At 64.5% G+C, this 24018-nt stretch carries 15 protein-coding genes; 7 read left to right on the top strand and 8 right to left on the bottom strand.

All coding sequences use genetic code 11. The features are described from left to right. Window positions 1-54 precede the first annotated feature (54 nt). Both KU43P_RS03085 and KU43P_RS03080 read left to right on the top strand, forming a co-directional pair. Window positions 55-525 (top strand): A24 family peptidase, encoded by a 471-nt coding sequence (locus KU43P_RS03085; RefSeq protein WP_317661028.1) that lies wholly within the window; start codon window positions 55-57, stop codon window positions 523-525. A 113-nt stretch (window positions 526-638) separates the two neighbouring features. Next, window positions 639-1421, top strand: coding sequence for a response regulator transcription factor (locus KU43P_RS03080; RefSeq protein WP_411567233.1), 783 nt, complete (start codon window positions 639-641; stop codon window positions 1419-1421). Between the two features lie 12 nt (window positions 1422-1433). Here the strand turns inward: KU43P_RS03080 and KU43P_RS03075 are convergent, their stop codons facing one another. Continuing rightward, on the bottom strand, window positions 1434-3095 hold the full coding sequence (locus KU43P_RS03075; protein WP_317661026.1) for a ShlB/FhaC/HecB family hemolysin secretion/activation protein: 1662 nt from the start codon (window positions 3093-3095) through the stop codon (window positions 1434-1436). 91 nt (window positions 3096-3186) lie between these two features. Then, window positions 3187-5541, bottom strand: coding sequence for a peptidoglycan glycosyltransferase PbpC (pbpC, locus tag KU43P_RS03070; protein ID WP_317661025.1), 2355 nt, complete (start codon window positions 5539-5541; stop codon window positions 3187-3189). Between the two features lie 76 nt (window positions 5542-5617). On the opposite strand from pbpC, the gene KU43P_RS03065 reads away from it, so the two are divergent. Next, window positions 5618-5911, top strand: a complete 294-nt coding sequence (locus tag KU43P_RS03065) for a hypothetical protein (protein ID WP_317661024.1) — start codon at window positions 5618-5620, stop codon at window positions 5909-5911. 120 nt (window positions 5912-6031) lie between these two features. Here KU43P_RS03065 and KU43P_RS03060 read toward each other — a convergent pair whose 3' ends face one another. Next, window positions 6032-10933: an alpha-2-macroglobulin family protein gene (locus KU43P_RS03060; RefSeq protein WP_317661023.1), complete on the bottom strand. Its 4902-nt coding sequence runs from the start codon at window positions 10931-10933 to the stop codon at window positions 6032-6034. A 224-nt stretch (window positions 10934-11157) separates the two neighbouring features. Here KU43P_RS03060 and KU43P_RS03055 point away from each other — a divergent pair, with 224 nt between their 5' ends. After that, window positions 11158-12495, top strand: coding sequence for an MATE family efflux transporter (locus KU43P_RS03055; protein WP_317661022.1), 1338 nt, complete (start codon window positions 11158-11160; stop codon window positions 12493-12495). A gap of 125 nt (window positions 12496-12620) precedes the next feature. On the opposite strand, the gene speA is transcribed toward KU43P_RS03055, so the two are convergent. The 4 genes from speA to KU43P_RS03035 form a co-directional block, all read right to left on the bottom strand. Beyond that, window positions 12621-14534 (bottom strand): arginine decarboxylase, encoded by a 1914-nt coding sequence (gene speA / locus KU43P_RS03050; protein ID WP_317661021.1) that lies wholly within the window; start codon window positions 14532-14534, stop codon window positions 12621-12623. A gap of 152 nt (window positions 14535-14686) precedes the next feature. Then, entirely contained in the window at window positions 14687-15058 is a 372-nt protein-coding gene (locus KU43P_RS03045) for a translation initiation factor Sui1 (RefSeq protein WP_317661020.1), read from the bottom strand. Between the two features lie 278 nt (window positions 15059-15336). Next, on the bottom strand, window positions 15337-15870 hold the full coding sequence (locus tag KU43P_RS03040) for an NUDIX hydrolase (protein ID WP_317661019.1): 534 nt from the start codon (window positions 15868-15870) through the stop codon (window positions 15337-15339). Window positions 15871-15872: 2 nt separating this feature from the next. Further along, entirely contained in the window at window positions 15873-16940 is a 1068-nt protein-coding gene (locus KU43P_RS03035) for a DUF2333 family protein (RefSeq protein WP_317661018.1), read from the bottom strand. Between the two features lie 246 nt (window positions 16941-17186). Here KU43P_RS03035 and KU43P_RS03030 point away from each other — a divergent pair, with 246 nt between their 5' ends. Then, entirely contained in the window at window positions 17187-18566 is a 1380-nt protein-coding gene (locus KU43P_RS03030; RefSeq protein ID WP_317661017.1) for a diguanylate cyclase, read from the top strand. Window positions 18567-18667: 101 nt separating this feature from the next. Then, window positions 18668-20629: a methyl-accepting chemotaxis protein gene (locus KU43P_RS03025; RefSeq protein WP_317661016.1), complete on the top strand. Its 1962-nt coding sequence runs from the start codon at window positions 18668-18670 to the stop codon at window positions 20627-20629. A 67-nt stretch (window positions 20630-20696) separates the two neighbouring features. Here the strand turns inward: KU43P_RS03025 and KU43P_RS03020 are convergent, their stop codons facing one another. After that, complete coding sequence (locus tag KU43P_RS03020; protein ID WP_317658073.1) at window positions 20697-21944, bottom strand: IS256 family transposase; 1248 nt, start codon at window positions 21942-21944, stop codon at window positions 20697-20699. A 266-nt stretch (window positions 21945-22210) separates the two neighbouring features. On the opposite strand from KU43P_RS03020, the gene KU43P_RS03015 reads away from it, so the two are divergent. Further along, window positions 22211-23983: a protein-disulfide reductase DsbD gene (locus KU43P_RS03015; protein WP_317661015.1), complete on the top strand. Its 1773-nt coding sequence runs from the start codon at window positions 22211-22213 to the stop codon at window positions 23981-23983. Window positions 23984-24018: the final 35 nt, after the last annotated feature.

Genomic DNA, 24018 nt, shown 5'->3' with positions numbered 1-24018 from the left:
TGTTTAGGAAACCTGACTGAACGGGTAGCCGTGTTCAACGATTAAGGACTGCCAATGCAAAGCATTGTTCTCCTGATGTGGCTTGCCTTGTGCACTGAACAAGATATCCGCGAACGCCAGATCGCCAACTTCCTCACCCTGGGGGTCGCGGCATGCGCACTGGTCTGGCTGTTCGTCACCGGCCATAGCTGGATCGGCGCCGAGGCCAGCGATGCCGGCTGGGCCCTGGCGATCGTCATGCTGCTGACACTGCCCGGCTACATGCTCGGGCGCTTCGGCGCTGATGACGTCAAGCTGATGGGCGCCCTGGCCTTGGCCACGAGCCCGCAATATGTGCTCGGCACCTTCATTGGCGCGGGTGTCAGCGTGGTGTTGTGGCTACTCACCCGCAGGCGTCTGTGGACCCTGCTCAACCCGAAAGTGAAGAAGCGCCTGCAGGCCCTGACCGAGCAGATGGGCGACAAACAGGCCTTCGTACCCTATGTGCTGACCGGCTTTCTTTTGACTGCTGTATGGATCCAATAATCATCCCTGCGGTCCGATAGCTTGTACATGCCTTGTACAGAATCGCCAGCAGCGTCTACTTTTAAGCTGCCAGAGCGTCTGGTCCGGGAGCTGGGCCATATACGAACAGGGAGTTGATCGTGAACAAGTCAGTCAGTGAGGTGAAAGTCCTGGTGGTCGATGACCAGGAAGTGATTGTCGAACAGTTGTGCGAGTTTCTCGAAAGCCACGGGCACCCCTGCGTGGCCGCTTTCTCCACCGACCAGGCCATCGAGTGCTATATCGGCGATGAAGCCATCGGCCTGGTGCTATGCGACCTGCATATGCCCGATCGTGATGGTATCGAGTTGGTTCGTGCCTTGAAGGAAATTGCCGGGCGCAACCGCATGTTCGAGGCAATCATGCTCACCGGCCGCGCCGACAAACAGGACGTGATCCGCGCCCTGCGCGAGGGCTTTGCCGACTACTACCAGAAACCCATGGACCTCGACGAGCTGCTCGAAGGCCTGCGTCGCCAGGAACAGGTGCTGCTCGAGCGCAAGGCCAACTACCGCGATCTGGGCAACCTCAACCAGCGCCTGCAGGACCTGGCGGGCTCCATCGATGAGCTCTACCAGGATCTGGAGAAAGCTCGCGGCCAAGGGGTGCACAGGCGCGCCACCGATGCCGAAGAGGCTGAAGGCGAGTTGCCGGCAGCCTTCGAGAAACTGTCGCCGCGCCAGTTGGAGGTGGCTCGCCTGGTGAGCAAGGGCAAGACCAACTACCAGATCGCCTGCGAACTGGGGATCACCGAGAACACGGTCAAACTTTATGTTTCGCAGGTGCTGCGCCTGACCCACATGCACAACCGTACGCAACTGGCGCTGGCGTTGACGCCCAGTTCATCGCCGGTGCATCAGCGCTTTACCACGCACTGACGATCATCAATATCAGTCGACCCGGTAGGTCAGGCTCATCATCAATCGTGGCGCTCGGCTCATGCTGTCCAGCGCCTCATCTGCCAGCGGTTTGGCCAATTCCAGTGAGACGTCGGCATCGTGCCCGTCCGACAACCGCACTCCCAGTGCCAGCGAGCTCATCCTGGCATCCGCGATGGGCCCACCGTTGTACCAGGCCTGTGCGGCATCGAGCAGCGCGTAAGGCTGCAGCAAGCGCAGCCAACCCGTGCCTGGCCGGATGCTGTAGTTGAGTTCATAGGCCGCGCCCCAGCCCTTGTCTCCTGCCGCCTGATCGCGCGGGTAACCATGGCCGAACTGCTGCCCACCAAAAACTGCACGCTCACTGTCGGGCAGGCGGTCATCGCTCCAGTAGAGTGCACCCGAGGCCACGCCCTGCCAGTTGTCGAACCAATTGTCGCCCTGCAGCGCCGCCAGCCGAAAGCGCAGGAAATCCATGTCGTAGCGGGCATCGCTACGCGCATCCAGATAATCCAGGCCCTGGTAGACCCCGGCACTGACCATGCGCAGGCGCTGTGGCTCGGCCTTGCGCCAATTGCCTTCGAAAGAGAGGGCGCGGACGTAGGTGTCATATTCACGTTGGCCACCGCGCCGGTCGTCGATGTGCTCGCTGACCGAATAGAAATGCCCGGCAACGCTCATCGATTCATTCGGTGCAATGATCAACGGCTGAGCGAAACCCATTGCATAACGCTCGCTCTCGATGCGCTGGGTGAAGTCGCTACCGTCATCCAGGCGAACGCGGGTGCCCGGCTCACTGCGATAACGCGCAACCGAGAGCAGCAGCTGGCTGCCCTGAGCGTCCAGATACTGGCTGTAATCCAGGCGTTGGTAATGCGCGCGGTCATCACCCGGCGGCAGCAGAAAGCGTGCAGTCAATTGTTCTGCCAGCTGCGTCTGGGCATTGCTGGAGACCGTCAGCAGCGCCTGCGCATCGTCCCGGCTCCCGTCGTTCACGGTCACCGCGGCGGCAAAGGGCTTGCGCGATGCGCGCAGGGTAAGCCGCGCCGCGCCATCAGCGCCTTCAGCAGCGGCCATTTCTGCCTGCACGGTGATACCGGGAACACGTTGCATCAAGCCCAGGGTGCGCTGGAGTGCTGCGTCCGTCAGCGGTCGCTCGGCCTTGAGCCGCTCCATCAACTGCATGAAATAGGCCGCAGCGGCGCCGATATCGCCCTGCAACTGGTAGTCATGGACGTAGCCTTCTACCAATTCCACCTGGGCCCGGCCATCGGCCAGATCCTGCTGTGGCAGGTAGGCATAAGACAGTGGAAACCCGTCATGGCGGTAGCGTTGGGTCAGGCGATCGGTGAACTGCTGCAGTTCAGCCACGGTTATCGTTCGGCCAATCAGCGGCTGGTAATGCTCACGCAGCTCACTCAAGGGATAGACCGTGCCGCCTTCGAAACGCACCTTGTGCAACACCAGTCGCTGATCGCTCGGCAACGCGGTTGGCTGGCCAGCAGCAAGCGTTCTTTGCAGTGGCAGGGCAGCGGGTAAGTAGGCATCCAGCGGCACGTTCGCGCTGGGTAGGCGGCGTTCATATTCGTGGCTGTCGAGAAATACCGGCAATGGGTCGGCAAGAGCCGAGTTGGCCCAGGACACCAATATCAGGGGCACGGCCAGAGGACGCATAGGGTGCTCCAGAATCCCTTGGGTACCGGGGCTGCGCCGGTCACACCCCTCACCAGCAAGCGTAGGTGCTGCCCCGGCATACGTCGAACGGCTACTCGCTGACCTGAAAGCTCACCCTCGCGGTGGTGCCGCTTTCGTCCAGCGCACTGAGCTCGTGCTGCCCGGCCTGCTCGAAGCGCACCTGCAAGCTGCCTTGCCCTTCGGTCTCACCCAACGGCTGGCCGTTGAGGAACCACCAGCGCCGGCCGCCCCCGCCCAAGGCCGACACCTGCAGTTGCAACGGTTCGCTGCTGCTGGCCGGGCGGCGCAGATTATCCCCAGGGCGCACGCCGACGATCGACAGCGGCGGCGCACTGGCCGGCACCTGCGGCGGGCAGCCAGGGTCCACCGCTGGCAGCCGCGCTGCCCTCTGCTCGGCACGTGGCAACCAGGGTTCCAGCGGCGCCGGCCACAGGGCGATGTCGCGCTGCACGGCGCCAGGGCAACTGCCGTCCACCCGCAGCCCCTGGGCATTGACCCATACCGGTTCGCGCAACCCCAGCCCCAGCGGCTGATCGGCCGCCTGCAGGGTCGGGGGCGTGGTGCCGTCGAGGGTCCAGGCGAAGCGCTGGCGCCGGCAGTTCGGGTCCAGGCGCGACATGGGCTGCCCGAGCGGCCAGCAGATCGCGGCCACGCCCACGCTGTCGGGCACCCGCTCGGCCGGCACGCTTATCCCGCGCTGGCTGTCGCGGTTGCTCAGCAAGTCGTGCACCTGCAGCATCAAGGGCGCCGCCGACGCCAGCCCGAACTGCCCAGGCACCGGTGTGCCATCGGGCCGACCGATCCATACACCGATCAGGTAGCGCGGGCCGACGCCAATCGACCAGGCGTCGCGAAAGCCATAGCTGGTGCCGGTCTTCCAGGCCAGCTGCGGGCGCTGCACCAGCTCGGCATGCGGGTCGCGGTCTGGCCGTGCCTGGCCGCTGAGGATGCGCCGGATGATCCACGCCGCCCCCGGCGACAGCAGGCGCCGTTCCAGCAGCGGGTCCTGGGGCTGCAGGCGAACCTGCGCACTGTTGCCGGCCCGGGCCAGCGCGGCATAACCGCCGACCAGATCCTCCAGGCGGCTGCCGGCGCCCCCCAGAATCAGTGACAGGTTGGGCTCGGCCAGTGGTGGAAGCGCCAAGGGCACGCCGGCCATTCGCAGTTGCGCGGCAAAGCGCTTGGGCCCGTATGCCTCAAGCAATTGCACCGCCGGTAGGTTGAGCGACAGTGCCAGCGCCGAGCTAGCCGACACCGGGCCGCTGAAGCCCATCGAGAAGTTGCCGGGGCGATAGTCGCCATAGCGGCGGGGCACATCCTGCAGCAACGACTCGGAATGGATCAGGCCGTCGTCCAGGGCCATGCCATAGAGAAACGGCTTGAGGGTCGAGCCAGGTGAGCGCAGTGAGCGAACCATGTCGACATGGCCGAAGCGTCGCTCATCGGCGAGGTCGATCGAGCCCAGGTAGGCGCGCGTCGCCATGGTCTGTGAATCCACCACCAGAATCGCCGCCGAGGTTCGTTCCGGCAGGCGAGCGCGCCACCCCAGCAGCAGGTCTTCGAGGCGCCGCTGCAAGGCGGCGTCCAGGGTGGTGCGGATCAGCGCCGGGCTACCGGGAGTATTCAGCCGCCGTGCCAACAGCGGGGCCAGGGCAGGCTCCTGACGAGGTGCCAGCAGCAGCGGCTCTTCGATGGCTTCGCTGATCTGCTGGGCGGGCCAAACCTGATACTCGGCCAGGCGTTGCAGCACCTTGTCTCGGGCGCGCTGGGCACGTGCCGGGTGGCGGTCCGGGCGCAAGCGGCTCGGGGCCTGGGGCAGTACGGCCAGCAGCGCCGCCTCCGAAGCAGTCAGGTGCCGGGGCGACTTGCCCAGGTAGGCCCAACTGGCTGCTGCCACACCCTGCAAGGTCCCCCCGAACGGGGCACGGTTGAGGTACAGCTGGAGAATCTCGCGCTTGGACAGGTGCCATTCCAGTTGCGCCGTGCGCCACAGTTGTCGCAGCTTGCCGGCCAAGGTGCGGTCGTGGGGGTCGAGCAGGCGCGCCACCTGCATCGACAACGTGCTGCCACCCGACACCACGCGTCCACCCCGCAAGTTCAGCCACGCTGCCCGCGCCAGCGCCAGCGGGTTGACTCCCGGGTGATGGTAGAACCAACGGTCTTCGTAGGTGAGCAGCGCCTGCAGATAGTACGGTGAAACTTCTTCCGGGCTGACCGGGTAGCGCCATACCCCGTCGGCATCGGCGAAACGCCACAGGGGCGTGCCATCCTCCGCCAGCACCACCCGCGCCAGGTCATCTGCCGGCATGGGCAGGGGCCACAGGCGATCAGCCAGCCACAGCAGGCCGCACAGCACCAGCAATGCGATGGCACTGGCGCGCAGGAACCTGCCCGCACGGGTGCGCAGTCGAGCTAAGCTAGGCATCGGGAACCGACCTGGCCTGGTAGTGGCCAAAGGCTTGGAAGCGGCAACACGCCGAATCGTTCATCAGGAAGCAACTATGCAAGTAGAAGGTTTTTTCGAGTGGCTTGGCCAGGCACTGGGTGCGCTGATCCGCTTTGTCGTCGATGCGCTGAGCGGCCTGTTCAACCTGCTGGCCAATGCCGGCGGCAACTTCATCGATGGCCTGGCTCGCACCCTGGGCATGGACACTTCGCTGGTCAGCATCCTCGCCCTGATCGTTGGCCTGATGCTGCTGTACTCGGCGATCCGCGCCTTCATGCGGGCTTCGATCATTCTCGGGATCATCTGGTTGGTGCTGGGGTTGTGGGTAATGAGCTGGGTGATTCACTGAGCCTGGGGCTGCCTGGCAGCCCATCGCCGGCAAGCCGGCTCCTACAGGTAAAGCGCCAGCCTCGAGACATGCGCAATCCCTGTAGGAGCCGGCTTGCCGGCGATGAGGCCAGTAGCGGCACTATCTGGCCTTGACCGTCATCTCCCCCTGCCCATCCCCCACCGCCTGCAGGTTCGGCCGATACATCGACTCCACCTGCGCCGGCGGCACACGATAGGTCCCCGGCGTCACCGCCCGCGCCAGATACAGCAAATGGGTGGTGCCATAGCCGTCCAGCTTGAGCGCCGCCACATAGCGGTCATCGCGATACTCCTGATGCACCACGCTGGCGTTCTGCATCGACTCTCGCCACTCCTTCACCGCACTGCTGGCGTTGTCCAGGCTGGCAGCGCTCTGCGCCAGGTTCTGGTTTTCCAGCTCCAGGCCCGCCGGCAGCAGGTCGACCACCAGGGCATCCGGCACACGCTCCTGGGCCTTGAGTGCCAGGTGCACCAATACCAGGTCGCCACTGCGCAGGTTGCGCAGGTCCAGCGGCTGGCCATTCATGCCCAGGTACTCGCGGCGGATCTCCAGGCCATTGCCACCGGCTGCAGGTGCCTGGCGCGGGTAGCCGGAAAGGGTCAACTGCTGATAGACCGTTGCGCTGCCTTCGTTCTGCACGCTCAACGGCGAAGCAAGCAATGGGCCTTCGAGCTTCATGCCGGTGTCGTCATTGTTGAACTCGCGCACTTCACCGGCACTGTCCAGACGCGCCTTCCACTGCGCTTGCGGCTTGCCAAGCAGGCCGCGGCCCGCCAGGTACAGGGCGTTGCGTTCCTGGGTCGACAGCCAGCGATTGGCCGCCAGCTCATCCGACAAGGCAAACAGGCGCTGGTCGACCTGATCGCCGGCCAGGCTGCTTTCCTGCAACAACGCCAGAATCAGCGCCTGGTCACGTAGGCTGCTGCCGTAATCGGCCATCCAACCTTTGCTGCGGCTGATGCCCAGGCCGGCTTGCAGGGCCTGCTGCGAACGTGGCTTGTCACCCATCTTGTCCAACGCCACGGCCAGCTGCACCAGCGGCAGCCCAGAACGGGCGTCGGCACGCCGTTCGAACAGGCTGCGCAGGGCGCCCAGCGGCGCCTGCTGGTTGCGCGCAAGCACCAGCGCGGCATAGGCCTGCACGGCAAAACGGGTGTGCTCGGCGTTCTCGCTGTAGTCCACCTCGATCAGGTTGCGCTCCTGCAGGTAACGCAGCAGGCGCTCATTGGCCTTCTTCAGCGCCTCGGCAGGCACGCCGTAGCCCTGGTCGCGGGCGCGCAGGAGGAAGTCGGTGACGTAGGCGGTCAACCAGTACTCTTCTTCGCTGTCGGAGCTCCACAGGCCAAAGCTGCCGTTGTAGCGCTGCATCCCCAGCAGGTGCTCGATGCCCATTTCGATCTTGCGCTTGCGCACGTCTGCCGGCTCGCCCGTGATGCCCAGGCGCTTGAGGCTGTCGGCATCGGCGTATAGCGAGGGGTAAAGGCCGCTGGTGGTCTGTTCCAGGCAGCCGTAGGGGTAGGCTTCAAGGGCACGGATCTGCTCGGCCAGGTTCAATGGCGGGCGGCTCGACAGGGCCAGGCTGGCCTCAAGACCGGCGGGTTCGAAAGCCGCAAGGTCAGCTTCCGGCAGGATCCAGGGCTGCTCCTTGAGCGCTACGCGGTAGTGCTTGAGCATTGCCGGGTAGGCCGGGCGGATGCCCAGGGTCCACTCGCGGGTGAAGGCAGTGGCCGGCTCACCCGGCAGCTGCAGGCCATTGACCCGCACCTGCACCTTGCCCTGCCCCAGCCCGCCCTGGGCCTGCACCGGAATCATCAGCGTGCTGCGCTGGCCCTCGGCCAGGGCGACGCTCTGCTGGGCGCTCGCCGTTAGGTTCAACGGGCCTTCGGTGCTGATCTGCACCGTCAGTTGCTGGGCCCGCCCCGAGAGGTTGGCCAGGTCCAGTGCCAGGCGAGTCTGATCGCCGCCGGCTAGGAAACGTGGTGCCGACAGTTCGGCGATCAGCGGCGCGGCCACCACGGTCTTGCCTTCAGCCATGCCGAAATGCTCGTCGGTCCAGGCCTGGGCCATCAAGCGCAGCTCACCGTTGAAGTCCGGAATATCCACGGTTGCCTGGCCTTCGCCCTTGTCGTCCAGGGTCACTGGCACGCTCTGCTGGGCGACGATTGTCACCGTGGTGTTCGGGCGCTTGCCGCCCTTGGCCATCGCTGCGTCGCCACCGAACGCCAGGCTGGCCAGGCGGCCCTGGCCGGCTTCGATGAGCTGGCCATAGATGTCCAGCTGGTCGGCACCGTAGGCCTTGCGACCGAACAGGCTGGCGAATGGGTCTGGCGTCTTGAAGTCGGTGATGTTGAGGATGCCCACGTCGACCGCGGACAGCAGCACGTGCACCTGCTTGGGAATGCTGCCGTCAGCATTGGCGGCCTTGAAGCTGACTGTCAGGGGTTGCTTGGGCCGCATCTTCTCCGGTGCCTGCAGGCTCAGCGCCAGCTTGCGCTCGGCACGGGCCAGCGGCAGGTGCAGAACGCCCACGGCACGTTTGGGCGTGGCATTGGCCTTGCGCTCGCCCGGGCGAATCACCAGGGCGCTGAGGTACAGGTCGTGGCGGGCCCAGTGCTTGTCTAGTTGCACCTCGAAGGTCTTGCCTTCTGCAGGCACTTCGATTTCCTGCCACCACAGCGGGCCATCGCTGGATTCGACCATCAGGTAGCCGCTGCCGGCCGCAGGCGGGGTCACGGTCACCTTGGCGCTGGCACCCTCGGCGTAGGCCGGCTGGTCCAGCGCCAGTTTCACCTGGTCAGGGCGCACCGCGCCGCCTTCGGCGTTGTCCTGGGCGCGGTAGCCGGCCCAGAAGCGCTCGCTGGAAACCAGGCCCGTCTGCGGGTCTTCCACTTCGACACGGTAAGGGCCCCACTCCACCAGGAAGTTGAGTTTGGCGGTCGCACCGGCCTCAACGTTGAGGGTCTGCTCATCCTGGGTGAGGAACTTCTCGTTGTAGGCGTAGCTCCAGCCATCGCTCTGCGAGTAGTTCCAGTAGTAATCGCGACGCTCGCGAATCAGGCGCACCTTGAGGCCTTCGGCGGCGAGTTTGTGGCCATCGCGGTCGGCCACCAGGAATTCGAATTGCACTGGGCCGTCGCTGTCGGTTTCCTCGCCCTCGAACAGACCGCGCAAGCCTGGCAGGCGCTCGGCGGGCCAGATGGGTTGTTCCAGGCGACGGGTAATCGGGCGCCCGCCAGACTCCTGCAAGCTGGCCTGCACGGTCAGCTGCAGCGGCGAGCGGGCCTCGGCCCAGCGGCTTTCGATATCGACCACCGCCTTGCCGGCCTGGTCGAGGGTGACTTCATCCAGCTCCAGGTCCTGGTTGAGGTCGGCCTCGGTGACCGAGCCGAACTGGTAGCCCGGCAGCGCCGGCACTGCTTCGCGCAGAGGTCGCAGATAAGCCTGGCCGCTCAGGCGATTGCCTGCGGCCGGTGCGCCATAGAGGTAACGGCCATTGACCTGGATGCGCGCATCGTCTTCGGGCGCAAGCGGCGTGCCGCTGCCCTTGAGCTCCAGCGCCAGGCGCTCGGGCAGGAAGTCTTCGACGAGAAACTCGTACACCTGCTTGCGCCCACCGCCCAGGTCGAGCAACAGCTGCCAACGACCGGTCGGGGCCTCCGTTGCCAGTTGCAGCTGATACTGGTAGAGGCCGTTGCCATCGGCCTCCCAGACGAACTTGCGGCTGACCTGCTCGTCGGGGCGGCGCACTTCCACGCTCACCGGCTGGGCCTTGACCGGCTTGCCATCCTGGTCACGCAGCAGGCCGTTGAGCAGCACGGTTTCGCCAGGGCGATACAAGTCGCGCGGGCCGAAGATGAAGAACTGCAAAGGGTTGGCTTGGGGGCCGGTGATGTCGAACTCGGCCAGGTCCAGGGCGGCTGTATTCAGACGCAGCAAGGTAGTGTGCACGCCTTGGGTGGCGATCAGCGTGTCGGCCTTGGCGGTGATCGGTAGCTGCGCGTGGCCCGCGCCATCGGTGCTGGCCTGGGCCAGCAGCTTGCCCTTGTCGTCGTGCAGTTCGAGGTTGACGCCGTTGAGCGCCTTGCCGCCTTCCAGGGCCTGGGCGAACACGTCCAGGCGGTCGCGGTAGCGGTGGGCAGACACGCCGATGTCGCTCAGGGTGAACAGGGTCGCGGGCTGCGAGTAGTCGTAGGTGCCGGAGGCACGCATCACCGCCAGATACACGCCCGGCGCCTGCAGCGGCTTGATCCCGGCAATGGGCAGCAGCACGGTTTCGCGGGTGTTGCGCGCGGGGTTGAGGTCGAAGCGGCCGCTGTACACCAGGTCGGCCATGTCCAGGGTTTCCTTGGACTGGTAGTAGTACAGACTGCTGTTGCGGCCCCAGCTGACCAGGAACGCCGAAAGGCTTTCAGGCTTGACGCGGAAGAACTCGACATCGACCTTGTCGACGTTCAGGGCGATCACCGGCAGGCCTTCGGCCAGGCGTGTGGGCAGCAGCGAGCCACGGCTGGCGAAGCCTACGGTGGGCTGCATGTCGCGGGTTTCAAGGTGCGTCACCGATTCGCTGGCAAGCTGCTGGCCATTGACCGCCAGCAGGCTCTTGTCGACCGTCAGCACCAGCTTGCGCTGGGGCTCCAGGTGGCGAAGGCACAGTTCCATCTGGTTGTCGGAGAGTTCCCAGGCGCCGTCGACCTTGCCTTTCACGGTGTCGACCAGGTGCACTTTGCTGGCGAAGTCCTGCTTGGCATCCAGCGGCACCGAGAAACTGACCGACAGGGTACTGGCCCCGTCGATCTGTACTTCCGAGGCATCCAGTACGCTCAGCTCGCGGCCTTCGTAGCGTTTGGCGAGCACGGCGGGGTCTTCGCGCCGGGCAGCCGGCACCTCGGCCGGCACGCTCGCCTGAGGTTTCTCGGCGGGTGCGGGCTTGTCCGGTGTCGAGGAGTCACAGGCACTGAGCAAGGCCAGCGCGCAGGCCAGCAACAATCCTTTGTTGAACATGGAGTGGGAACTCTTTGGCAGCAGGTACGTGAGGGCAGCAACTATAGCGCAACAGCAGGTGGCTGGCCGTTACAATGCGGTCAAATGGAACCAGAAAGGGGGCGCTTCGCACCCCAATCGCCGGCAAGCCGGCTCCCACATTTCAAGCTCGGCAGGGCCCCTGTGGGAGCTGGCTTGCCAGCGATCGGGGCGCGTGGCGACCCCTGCTTTTCCCAGGAACTCACATGTCTCGAATTGCCAGCGACTGGCGCCACCGCCTCACCCACCGCAAAGTCTGGGCCCTGGCTGCGCCGATGATCCTTTCCAACATCTCGGTGCCACTGGTCGCCCTGGTCGACAGCACGGTCATCGGCCACCTGCCCCACGCCCACCAGCTCGGCGCAGTTGCCGTGGGCGGCACGCTGTTCACCTTCATGGTCGGCCTGATGGGCTTCTTGCGCATGGGTTCCACCGGCTTCGCCGCGCAGGCGGCAGGGCGTGCCGATGGCGCGGCGCTGCGCCAGGTGCTGATACAGGGCCTGTTGCTGGCCTTGGGCCTGGCACTGCTTGTCGGCCTGCTCGCCCTGCCGTTCAGCCAGCTGGCACTGCATGTCATGCAGCCGAGCGCGGAGTTGCAGCAGTCCACCGAAGCCTTCTTTCATACTCGCCTGCTCGGCCTGCCGGCGGCGTTGGCCAGCTACGCGCTGGTGGGGTGGTTCCTCGGCACACAGAATGCACGCGCGCCGCTGGCCATCCTGCTGACTACCAACCTGCTGAACATCGCGCTCAACTTGTGGTTCGTACTTGGCCTGAACTGGGGTGTGCTGGGGTCGGCGAGGGCCTCGGTGATTGCCGAATGGAGCGCCGCCTTGCTCGGCTTGGCCTTGACCCGCCCCGCCCTGCGCGCCTACCCCGGGCAAATCGCCTGGGCCGCACTCAAACGCTGGCAGGCCTGGCGGCCGTTGCTGGCGGTCAACCGCGATATCTTCCTGCGCAGCCTGGCACTGCAGCTGGTGTTCCTGCTGATTACCGTGCAGGGCGCGCGCCTGGGCGAGGCCACGGTGGCGGCCAACGCACTGCTGCTCAACGGCCTGCTGCTCACCGCCTATGCTCTCGACGGCCTGGCGCATGCGGTGGAAGCCCTGTGTGGGCATGCCATCGGCGCACGCGATGGCGACACCTTGCGCCGCTCGTTGGTGGTGGCCTGTGGTTGGTCGCTGATAACCAGCCTCGGGTTCGCAGGCCTGTTCCTGCTGGGCGGGCACCTGTTCATCGACCTGCAGACCGACATCGTCAGCGTGCGGGCGGCGGCGTATCCCTACCTGCCCTATCTGGCGGTGCTGCCGCTGATCGCGGTGTGGAGTTACTTGCTCGACGGGCTGTTCATCGGCGCGACGCGGGCGCGGGAGATGCGCAATGCGATGCTGCTGTCGGTGCTGATCGCGCTGCCGCTGGCGTGGCTCATGAGAGGGTTTGGCAACCACGGGTTGTGGTTGGCTTTTCTTGCGTTCATGGCGTTGCGGGCAGTGACGTTGGGGTGGGTTGGCTGGGGGTTGCAGCGCAAGAAGCTGTGGGTTGGATGATGCGGGGCGCTTTGAGCCCCTTTCGCCGGCAAGCCGGCCCCCACAGGTACCGCGCAGATCCTTGTAGCGGCGGAGTACCTGTGGGAGCCGGCTTGCCGGCGATGGGCCGCAGGGCGGCCCCGTGATTACGACGACAGGTACGAAGAGCGGGTCAGGCCCAGGCGCAGGGCGTCGAGGAACTGGGTACGCTCGCGGGCGCTGATCTTGGCGCTGGCCACCTTGTCGCGGTAGTGGGTCATCAACTCCTCCGGCGACAGGTGCACGTAGCGCAGCATGTCCTCGATGGTGTCGTGGGTCTCGATACCCGCGTGGTACACGCTGCCATCAGCGTTCTGGTAGATGTTCACCGAGTCGGTGTCACCGAACAGGTTGTGCATGTCGCCGAGAATCTCCTGGTAGGCGCCCACCAGGAACACGCCCAGCAAGTAGTCTTCGCCTTCCTTCACCGCATGCACCGGCATGCTGGTCTCGATGCTCTGCTCGTCGACGTACTGGTTGATCTTGCCGTCGGAGTCGCAGGTCAGGTCCTGCAGCACCGCGCGGCGCATCGGCTCTTCGTCCAGGCGGTGCAGCGGGATGATCGGCAGCACCTGGCCGATGGCCCAGGTATCCGGCAAGCTCTGGAACACCGAGAAGTTGCAGATGTACTTGTCGGCCAGCTTGTCGTTCAGCTCGTCCAGCACCTGGCGGTGCGAGCGCTGGCGGGCCTTCAGCGAGTTGTGCAGGCGCCGGCACACGGCGAAGTAGCACTGCTCGGCCAGAGCCTTTTCGGCCAGGCTGATCTTGCCATCGGCGTACTGGGCGGCCACGTCGCCCATGTAGTGGGTGGCGCGCCAGTAGGTCTCGGTGACCATCTCGATGTCGGTCGGGCCCAACAGGTCGGCCAGCCACTGCACGGTTTCGGGCAGGCTTTCCTTGTTCTCGATCAGCGGCACTTCGTCGTTGTGGCTTTCGACGTCGGTCACCTGGATCACCAGCATGGCATGGTGCGCGGTCAGCGAACGGCCGCTCTCGGAGAAGATGTGCGGGTGCGGCAGGCCCTGCGCGTCGCAGAACTCCTTGAGCATGCCCACCACCACGCCGGCGTAGTCGTCCATGTCGTAGTTGATCGAACTGGCATTACGCGAGTGGGTACCGTCGTAGTCCACGCCCAGGCCACCGCCCACGTCGATATGGTCGACCGGCAGGCCCAGCGCGCGCAGTTCGCCGTAGTAGCGGATGGCTTCCTTGAAGCCGTGCTGGTAGTCGGCCAGGTTGGCGATCTGCGAGCCCATATGGAAGTGCAGCAGGCGGATGCCCTGGTCCAGGCCGGCATCGCGGAAGCGCTGCACCACCGAGATCAGCTGGGCAGCCGACAGGCCAAACTTGGACTTCTCGCCACCGGTGTCGGCCCACTTGCTCGACGCCAGCGACGACAGGCGCACACGCAGACCGACCTGCGGTTTGACCTTGAGGTCAGCGGCCTCTTCGATCACCAGCGCCACTTCGGATTCTTTCTCGATGACGATGAACACATTGTGGCCAAGCTTCTGGCCCATCAGTGCCAGGCGGATGAACTCGCGGTCCTTGTAGCCGTTGCAGACGATAGTGCCGCCTTTCGGCGCCAGCGCCAGCACGGCCAGCAGCTCGGGCTTGGAGCCGGCTTCCAGGCCGATGGAAACGTTCTGCGTGGCGATGATGTTCTCCACCACCGCTTCTTGCTGGTTGACCTTGATCGGGTACAGCGCGGTGTACTGGCTCTGGTATTCCAGGCGCGCGATGTTGGCGTCGAAGGCACCGGTCAGCTGACGCACGCGGTCCTGCAGGATATCGGGGAAGCGCACCAGCAGCGGCAACGACAGGCCGCTCTGGCGCAGTTCGTCGACCTGTTCGAACAGGTCGATCGGTGCGCTCTGCGGGCCGTTGGGGCGCACTTCGACGCGCCCGGCTTCATTGATGGCGAAATAACCAGCGCCCCAATGGCGGATGCCATAAACACTGCGGCTGTCGGCCACGGTCCACTGGCTACCATCGTCTTTGCGTGTGCGTCGTACGGACATTCAAGTCCCCTATAGAAAAGTCGAAGACACTGCCCCGCAAGGAGGCGGGCGCAGTGTAAAAGCTGAAAATGACGATTCGTCCGTGTCCTGGGATAGACCCTGGCCACGGCAACGAGTTTAGAAAGCGCTGGGCAAAAAATCGCGTGCCGGCATCAGCCGCCGGATTTTTTTGCCTTGAAGCCCTGTTTGGTCAGCTCACCGATCAGCAGTTCGACATGGTCGCCCTGGATCTCGATGACCCCATCCTTCAGGGCGCCGCCAGTACCACAGCGGCGCTTGAGGGTGGTGGCCAGCTCCTTGAGCTGATCGAGTGGCAGCGGCACGCCAGTGACGGTAGTCACCGTCTTGCCGCCGCGGCCTTTGCTTTCACGGCGCACACGGGCAATGCCATCCCCTTCGGGGATGAGCTGCTGCTTGCAGGTACAGGCATCCACCGGCTGGCCACAGTCGGGGCAGTGCCGACCGGCATCGGTGGAGTAAACGAGACCGCCTAGGGCGGCGAAGGAAGAAGCTTTCTTGGCCACTTTTGTTCCTCGGTGCAGAGGACAAAAACTGGTCGGCGGGAGCCGACCGCGAAGCCCCACTCTGGCAGGGGCGGCGCTACTGCTGCAAGACTTGCGGCAGCCCGAAAAGGGCGCGCAGTTTAACGATAAATCTCGCCGTTGCTAAGTACTGGAATGCGCCATTTTGCGAATGATTTGCGACCCATCGCCGGCAAGCCGGCTCTCACAATGATCCCGCTGCATCAGTGAGTGGTGGGAGCCGGCTTGCCGGCGATGGGTCCACCCCGCCATCCAACCTTTCACAGACTGGCCTTGTAGCGCTGCAACGCAGCCAGAGAGTCCGGGCAATACGGCTTGACCAGGCTTTCTGCTTCAGCCTGTTCGATTGGGACGAACTTTGCCTCGATCACCTCTTCCGGCTGCAACTGCAGCGGCGCATCCGACACCGCCGAATACACCGCGCACCACAGGCGATTGTCCGGTTGGTCGAAATAGAAGCGCTCGTGAAAGGTCAACGGCACGCCTGCGATACCCAGCTCCTCGGCCAGCTCCCGGGCTGCCGAGTCGGTATAGGCCTCCCCCGCCGCCACCATTCCACCGGCCGCCACATCCCAATAGCCAGGGTACAGCGCCTTGCTCAAGGTTCGCCGGTGTACGCACAGTTCCCCGGCGCTGTTGAACAACAGGATGAAGGTGCAGCGGCCGATCAGGCCACGCTCGCGCAGCTCAGCCCTGGGCAATGCACCCAGCACCTGGTCGGCTTCGTCCACCCAGGCAACCAGTTCGCGGTCGGAAGCCGCCCGGTGGGCGGCCTCGTGGGGGCTGATGGCCATGCTCAACCCTGCGACAGCAGCTGGCGCAGGTCGATGACTGCGGCGTTGGCCCGGGAAATGTAGTTGGCCATGACCAGCGAGTGGTTGGCCCACATACCGAAGCCGCTGCCGTTCAGCACCATCGGGCTCCAAAGCGGCTCTTGCGAAGCTTCCAGCTCACGGATGATCTGGCGCACGCTGACCGTGGCGTTCTTCTTCGCCAGCACATCGGCGAAATCGACCTCGATGGCACGCAGCAGGTGCGACAGCGCCCATGCCTGGCCACGTGCCTCGTAGAACACGTTGTCGATCTGCAGCCACGGCGTTTCCACCATCTCTTCATCCACTTGCGGCGCCTGGCCGGCCACGACCGACTCGGTCTTCAGGGTGGTGTTGAGCTTGACCCGGCCAACGCTGGCCGACAGCCGCTGAGACAGCGAGCCCAGGCGAGTGGCGACATCGCCCAGCCAGTTGTTCAGGTTGTCGGCGCGGGTATAGAAGATCGCGCCCTTGTCGCCGGCGGCCAGGCGGGTCTGGTAGCGCGACAGCGACTTGATGCCCTCTTCGAACTCCGATTCGCTCGATGGCAGGATCCAGCTCTTGTTATCGAAGTTGAAGCGCGGCTCGGCCTTGGCCAGGTCGGCGTCCTCGGTGGACTGCGATTGCGAGCGCGCGAAGTCCTTGCGCAGGGCACGGGAAAGGTCACGCACCTGCACCAGCACGCCATACTCCCAGCTCGGCATGTTGTCCATCCACAACCCCGGCGGGAATCGGTCGTTGGAAATATAGCCGCCCGGCTTGTTCAGCAGGGTAGCGGCCACGGTCTTGAGGGTTTCCACAGTGGTGTAGCCGACCACCATCTGCTGGCCGGTGCGCTCGGCCGCAGCCTGGGCATTCTGCTGCACCGGGAACAGGTCCGGTTCCTGGCTCCAGTACCAGCCCAGGCCGATGCAGACCAGCAGGTACAGGCCGATCAGCGTCCCCAAGGCACGGCTCCAGAGGCCGCCAAGGTAGCTACGGGCGGCAGCGCCGCGGCCGTCGACTCGCTCGCGGGGCTCGGCTTTGGCCTCACGGTTTTTCCAATCCAGCATGGCTTTGTCCTTAATCAGTCACGACGGTTCAGGGCTTGGACCACAGGCCTGCGCCAGGGTGCCACGGCAAGCCCGTGTCGCTGCACTATAAAGCAGACACCGCCTTACGCATAAGCGACCAATGAGTCATTAACTGAATATGCGTTCCAAGCTCTTTGTTGACTCAGCGCACTCACGCACAAGAAAAGTGGTGCTAGCATAGAGCCATCATTGCACCTGCATATCCCTCCAATAAGTAGCCAGGACATGACCCACGCCGCGGAGCCGATCCCCGAGCGCCTAGAGCAGGAGCTCGACCATTTGCTGCAACGCCTTTCGCGCACCAGCCTGCGCAAGGGCGACCAACTCGATCAGTTGGCACTGCCACCTGCGCGCAAGCCGGTGTACTTGCTGCTGCAAGACCCCGAGCCTGCCGAGCGCCTGGCGCAGCAACTGGAATTCTTCGGCCTGAGCGCACTGCCACTGTTCTCGGCGCAGGCACTGATGGCGGCACTGGCTGAGCAGATGCCCGCGGCCATGGTCATGGACGTCGACTTCGGTGGCCCCGATCGCGGCCTGGCCCTGGCCACGCAGGTGCAGCAAGGCCTGGACAGGGCTATCCCACTGTTGTTCTTCAGCCTCCACGAAACCGACACGCCCACCCGCCTGGCTGCCGTGCGCGCCGGGGGCCAGGCGTTTCTTACCGGTACGCTGGAAGCCTCCAGCCTGCTGGAAAAGCTCGAGATCATGACCAGCACCGCCCTGTTCGACCCGCTGCGCGTGCTGATCATCGATGACTCCCGCACCCAGGCCCTGCATACCGAGCGGGTACTGGGCTACGCCGGCATGGTCACCCGCAGCCTCAGCGACCCGATCCGCGCCATGGCCGAGCTCGCCGACTTCCAGCCCGACCTGATCATTCTCGACCTGTACATGCCCACCTGCTCCGGACCGGAGCTGGCCAAGGTGATTCGCCACAATGACCGTTACGTCAGCGTGCCGATCATCTTCCTGTCTGCCGAAGACGACCTCGACAAGCAGCTCGATGCCATGAGCGAAGGTGGTGATGACTTCCTCACCAAGCCGATTCGCTCGCGGCACCTGATCACCACTGTGCGCAACCGCGCAGCACGGGCCCGGCACCTGAAATCACGCATGGTGCGTGACAGCCTTACCGGGTTGTACAACCACACCCACATCCTGCAACTGCTCGAAGACTGCAGCTTCCGCGCCCGCCGTGAAGGCCAGCCACTGAGCTTCGCGATGCTCGACATCGACCACTTCAAGAAGATCAACGACCGCCACGGCCACCCCATGGGCGACCGGGTGATCAAGAGCCTGGCGCTGTTTCTCAAGCAGCGCCTGCGCAAGACCGACTTCATTGGCCGCTACGGTGGCGAGGAGTTCGCCATCGTCATGCCCAACACCGCGCTGGATGCAGCACACAAGGTGCTGGACGAAATCCGCCGGCGTTTTGCCGAAATTCTCTACCCCGCCCAACCCCATGACCTGCAATGCACCTTCAGTGCCGGCGTGGTGCAACTCGATGACGGGCTGGATGCGCTGACCATGGCCAGTGCGGCGGACGAGGCGCTGTACCGGGCCAAGCACGCAGGGCGCAACTGCGTAGTGCGCGTAGAGCCTTAGCTCTGCAGATATGGCATCGAGCCACCACCGTCATCACCTCGTCACAAATTAGCAATAACTTCAGGCGCCTACCCCCACTCCCCCGCAGGAAGTTCGCGGCTATGCGCCTGAAGTGGCTGACCAATTTCAACACCCTGTTGCTGGTGACCGTGTGTATTGCCCTGGGCGCAACCCTGTGGTGGTCGCAGCGCGCGCTGGAACGCCCCTATCAACTGATGGAACGCTACCTGAGCCTGTCGCAGCAGTTCCAGAACCAGGCTGCCAGCAATATCCAGGCTTACCTGGGCACTGGCGATGCCGTGCGCCATGCCGCAGCCATGGAGGCCAACCAGCAGTTGCAGGCAGCATTGGCCGAGCTGCCCGAAACACTGGCCAGCCAGATGCGGCCCAGCCTGGACACCCTGAACACCTTCACCGCTAACGAACTGCTGGCGGCCGGCAAGCTTGCCGGTGACCCACAGGCCTTGCTGCTGCAGGCCGACCGGGAACTGGGCGCCAACTTCGAACAACTGACCACCTATGCCCGCGACAGCGGCAATGCGGATGCCAGCCGTTACCTGTTGCCGCTGCTCGATGCCAGCGTGCACCTGGGCCGCCTGTCGCTGGCCCGAGACAAGCTGGTCAGCAGCGGCCGTGCCGAACTGGCAGACGAAGTGGAACGCGAGCTGCAACTGATCCGCGCCCAGGCTCAGGTCATCGACAGCCTGCCCCTGCTGGGCGTGACCCGCGCAGCCGAGTCCGGCGCCGACGACTTCGCCGCCATGATGGGCCTGGAAACCCAGGCAGATACCCAACAGGAAGATGTGGCGGTGACGCTCAAGCGCGACCTGCAGAGCCTGCTCAACCGCTACCCGGCCGAACTGCAACGCACCCGCGAGCAGATCGAGCGGCGCAGTACCCTGGCTGCCAGCACCCATGAACGCCTGGATGCCGTGCAGCAGGCCATCGCTGGCCTTGAGCCGGAGGTGCGTGGCCAGCACGCCAGGATCGCCAGCGAAGTACGCCTTATACAGGGGCTGATGATCGGCCTGATCCTGCTGATTGCATTGCTCATCGACACCTTGCAGCGGCGCCTGGCGCGCACCCTGACTGGCCTGGCTCCAGCCCTGTCGCGTTGGGCCGAAGGCGACTTCGCCGAGGCCATCGCCCTGGGCCGAACCAACCGCGAACTGCACGATATCCAGGAATCGCTGAACCGTCTGCGCCAGTACCTGGTGGCGCTGGTCGGCACCATTCGCCACAACGCCGAACAGGTCGCCGGCAGCAGCCATGCCCTGGCCGGCATGAGTGCCGCCCTGCATGACGGTGCCGAACGCCAGGCAGGTGACACCGGGCAGATTCGTGATGCCCTGGGCGAGCTGGAAGCGACCATCCAACAAGTGGCCGGCGATGCCAGTTCCGCCGCCGATGCCAGCCGTGATGCCGGCCGCGCCGTGGAACAGGGGCAGGCGGTGATCGGCCAGAGCCTGTCGGGCCTGCGGGCGCTGGTCGACGAGGTGCAGGGCAATGCGCGCATGATCGAGCAGCTGGCCGAGGAGTCGGCGACCATTGGCGGGGTGCTGACGGTGATCCGCTCGATTGCCGAACAGACCAATCTGCTGGCCTTGAACGCTGCCATCGAAGCTGCACGCGCTGGCGAAATGGGCCGTGGTTTTGCCGTGGTGGCTGATGAGGTGCGCTCGCTGGCGCAACGCACCACCGGGGCAACGGGCGAGATCCAGGCCCTGATCGACCGCCTGCAGCAGGCGGCGCGGGAGTCGGTGACGGGCATGCGCGCCCAGCTTGAACATGCCGAGGCTACTGCTAACCAGGCACAGGCTGCGGATGGGGCACTGGATGAGATTGTCTGCGCGATTCGCACCATTGCCGACACGGCAGTGCGCATCGCCGATATCACAGCGCAGCAGAGCGGCGCGGTGAGCGAAATTCGCGACCACAGCGAGCGTATTCATGCGCTGGGGGAGGACAACCTGCAGCGCATTGGCGAAGGGCGCGAGCAGGGGGAGCAACTGTTGAGCCTGGGCGGTGAATTGAACCGCGCCGTCCGGGCATTCAGGGTCTGACAGGTTGGGACTGTCAGTTTTTTTGTGTTCGGGCCGGTAATGGCCTGCCGTTAGGCAGGCCCGATTTTCACCACGTCGGCCTGATGAACCGATCCCCGTACAGAATCGCGAATTGATTCATCGCACTTTTCCAATCATGCGCCGCCGAGCCCCAGTTTGCCGTGATGTTCCGCAGCCCCAGCCAGATCAGCTTGGTGGCTGCTTCATCGTTCGGGAAATGCCCCCGAGTTTTAATGATTTTGCGTAGCTGGGCGTTGATGCTCTCAATAGCGTTGGTGGTGTAGATCACTTTGCGGATGGCAGGTGGGAAGACAAAGAAGGGAATCACTCGATCCCAGGCGCGTCTCCAGGCTGCCACGACCGTTGGATACTGTTTGCCCCAGGGTCCGTTTTCAAACTCATCCAATGCCTGCTCAGCCGCTTCTGCATTGATGGCCTGGTAAATCGGTTTCAACGCCTTGGCCAGTGCCCGGCGCTTGTCCCAAGCCACGTAGTCGAGGCTGTTGCGGATCAGGTGCACGATGCACGTCTGCAGCGTCGTTTCTGGAAACACGGCGCTGAGAGCCTCTGGCATGCCTTTGAGGCCATCGGTCACGGCAATCAGCACATCCTCGACACCACGCGTCTTGAGATCGTTAAAAACCTTCATCCAGAACTTCGCACCCTCGGTGTTCTCGATCCAGATGCCTAAGATATCGCGCGTCCCGTCGGGTAGAACGCCCAAAGCCAGGTAAATGGCCTTGTTGCGCACCAGGCCTTCTTCGCGAATTTTCACCCGCAGCGCATCAAAGAAAATGACCGGGTACATCGGCTCCAATGGCCGCTGTTGCCACGCGCCAATCTCTTCCATGACCTCGTCTGTCACAGAGCTGATGAAATCGGGCGAAACGTCGGTTCCATACTGCTCGGACAGAAACGCTCGGATCTCTCTGACCGTCATGCCACGGGCGTACATGGCGATGATCTTGTCATCGAAACCGGTGTACCGCCGTTCGTGCTTAGGGATCAGAATGGGCGCAAAACTGCCGTCTCGATCACGAGGAATTTCCAGCCGCAGCGGGCCATCGCCGGTCAAAACCGTCTTGCCACTCTTGCCGTTACGCTGGTTGGTTTCATCCTCTGGGCGCTGCGCGCCCGGCGGATAACCCAGGTGGTGACCAAGCTCGGCATGCAGAGCACGCTCGATCAAGGCCTTTTTGAACGCCGCAGAGGCATCCTCGATAGCTTCTGCGGTCATCAGGCCCTCACCGAACTGCTCCAGCAGCTCTTTGGGGATTTTGGGCAGGTCACGCAGGGGTTTCTTTTTGGTTGGCATACATGCACCTCTTACTCATGTTATGCCCGAACACAAAATTTCTGACACCCTCGACAGGTTCGGCCCCATCACCGGCAAGCCGGCTCCCACAGACACGCCACAGATCTCAAGTGCTGTGGGCTACCTGTAGGAGCCGGCTTGCCGGCGATAGGGCCAGTAATGGCCCATCACAACCAGCGACCATGTGTCGCTGCCAAAGACACCCCCCTGCCAACCCCCGGCAACTCCGCTATCATGCCCGGCACGTTCCACCTCGCGAGTCCGCCATGCGCCGCCTGTTTTTCCTGCTGTTCCTGCTGCTGGCCAGCCCTACCTTCGCCACGGGCCTGCTCGACAACCGCCCCAGCGCCACCCTCGGCGCCGCCTCGCTGTCCAACGGCGCCGACTTTCTGCCGGTGCACGAGGCCTTCAAGCTCAGCCTGGTCCAAGCCGACGCGCAAACAATCAAGCTGCGCTTGGTCGCCACCGACGGCTACTACCTCTACCGCCACCGCTTCCAGTTCCGCACGGAACCGGCGGACATCGCCCTGGGCACGCCCAACATCCCCAAAGGCGAGGCCAAGCACGACGAGTTCTTCGGCGACGTCGAGGTCTATCACGGCGTGCTCGACATCGAGCTGCCACGCACCGACGCCCGCGCCTTCACCCTGCTCGTGGGCTACCAGGGCTGCGCCGACAAAGGCCTGTGCTACCCACCGGAAACCGAACGGCTGAGCATCGACGGGGAAGGCGGTGGCGCATTGCCGGCAAGCGGCGAACACGCCTGGAGCTGGAAATCGCTGCTGCTGTTCTTCCTCGCCGGAGTCGGCCTGACTTTCACCCCCTGCGTGCTGCCGATGCTGCCGATTCTCTCCGGCGTGGTGCTGCGCGGCCAGGTCGGCGGCCTGCGCGGCTTGGCCCTGTCGCTGGCTTATATCCTGCCGATGGCCGTCAGCTTCGCCGTGCTGGGCGCACTGATGGGCCTGTTCGGCGCCGGCCTGAACCTGCAAGCGCGGTTGCAATCGGCCTGGGTGCTGGTGCCGTTCGCGCTGTTCTTCGTGCTGTTCGCCCTGGCCATGTTTGGCCTGTTCGAACTGAAACTCCCGCAAGCCCTGAGCAATCGCCTGGACAAGGTGGCCAACCGCACCAAAGGCGGCTCGCTGCTGGGGGCTGCGGTGCTCGGCGTGCTGTCGAGCCTGCTGGTATCGCCCTGCGTCTCGGCGCCCCTGGCCGGCGCCCTGCTGTACATCAGCGCCAGCGGTGATGCCCTGGGCGGTGCACTCAAGCTGTTCGCCCTGGGCCTGGGCATGGGTGCGCCACTGTTGCTGGTAGCTACCGGCGGTGCGGCCTGGTTGCCGAAGAGCGGCCCGTGGCTGAACACCGTGAAAAATGCCATCGGCGTACTGCTGCTGGGCCTGGCCATCGGCCTGCTCAGCCGCGTGTTGCCGGGGCCGGCGACCCTGTTGCTGGTGGGCTTGCTGGCCGCTGGCGTGGCGCTGTTCCTCGGTGCGCTGGAATTCGTGGTCAAGTCGCCCCGCCAACGCCTGGCGCAACTGCTCGGTCTGGCCTTGCTGGTGTATGCCCTGGCCTGCTGGTACGGGGCACTGAGTGGCCAGGGCGACCCGCTACGGCCATTGCCGACGCCCACCCTCGTCGGCGCCAGCAGCGGCGCCATCGTCCAGCAGAGTGCCTGGCAAACCGTCACCACGCCTGCTGCCCTGGACGCCGCACTGGCCCAAGCCAAGGCCAGCGGCCAGCCCGTGCTGCTCGACTGGTACGCCGACTGGTGCATCAGCTGCAAGGTGATCGAGCACGAAGTCCTCAATGCGCCTCAGGTCCAATCCCAGCTGGGCGTCTTCAAACTGCTGCGTTTCGATATCACTCAGAGCAACGCCGAGCAGCGTACCCTGCTCGACCGCTATCACCTGTTCGGCCCACCCGCACTGCTGTTCTTTGGGGCGAACGGCAGCGAAATGACCACTGATCGGGTGGTTGGCGAGATAAACGCCGGCGATTTCGCCGAAGTTATTGCGCGCGTGCGCGGCAAACTCGGTCTATAACTTCCCGCGTGCCGGGAATTTTCTGCCAATGAGTG

Origin of the sequence: Pseudomonas sp. KU43P (assembly GCF_033095865.1) — a bacterium.
GTDB lineage: Bacteria > Pseudomonadota > Gammaproteobacteria > Pseudomonadales > Pseudomonadaceae > Aquipseudomonas.
This window is presented reverse-complemented; position numbering and strand designations above follow the sequence as displayed.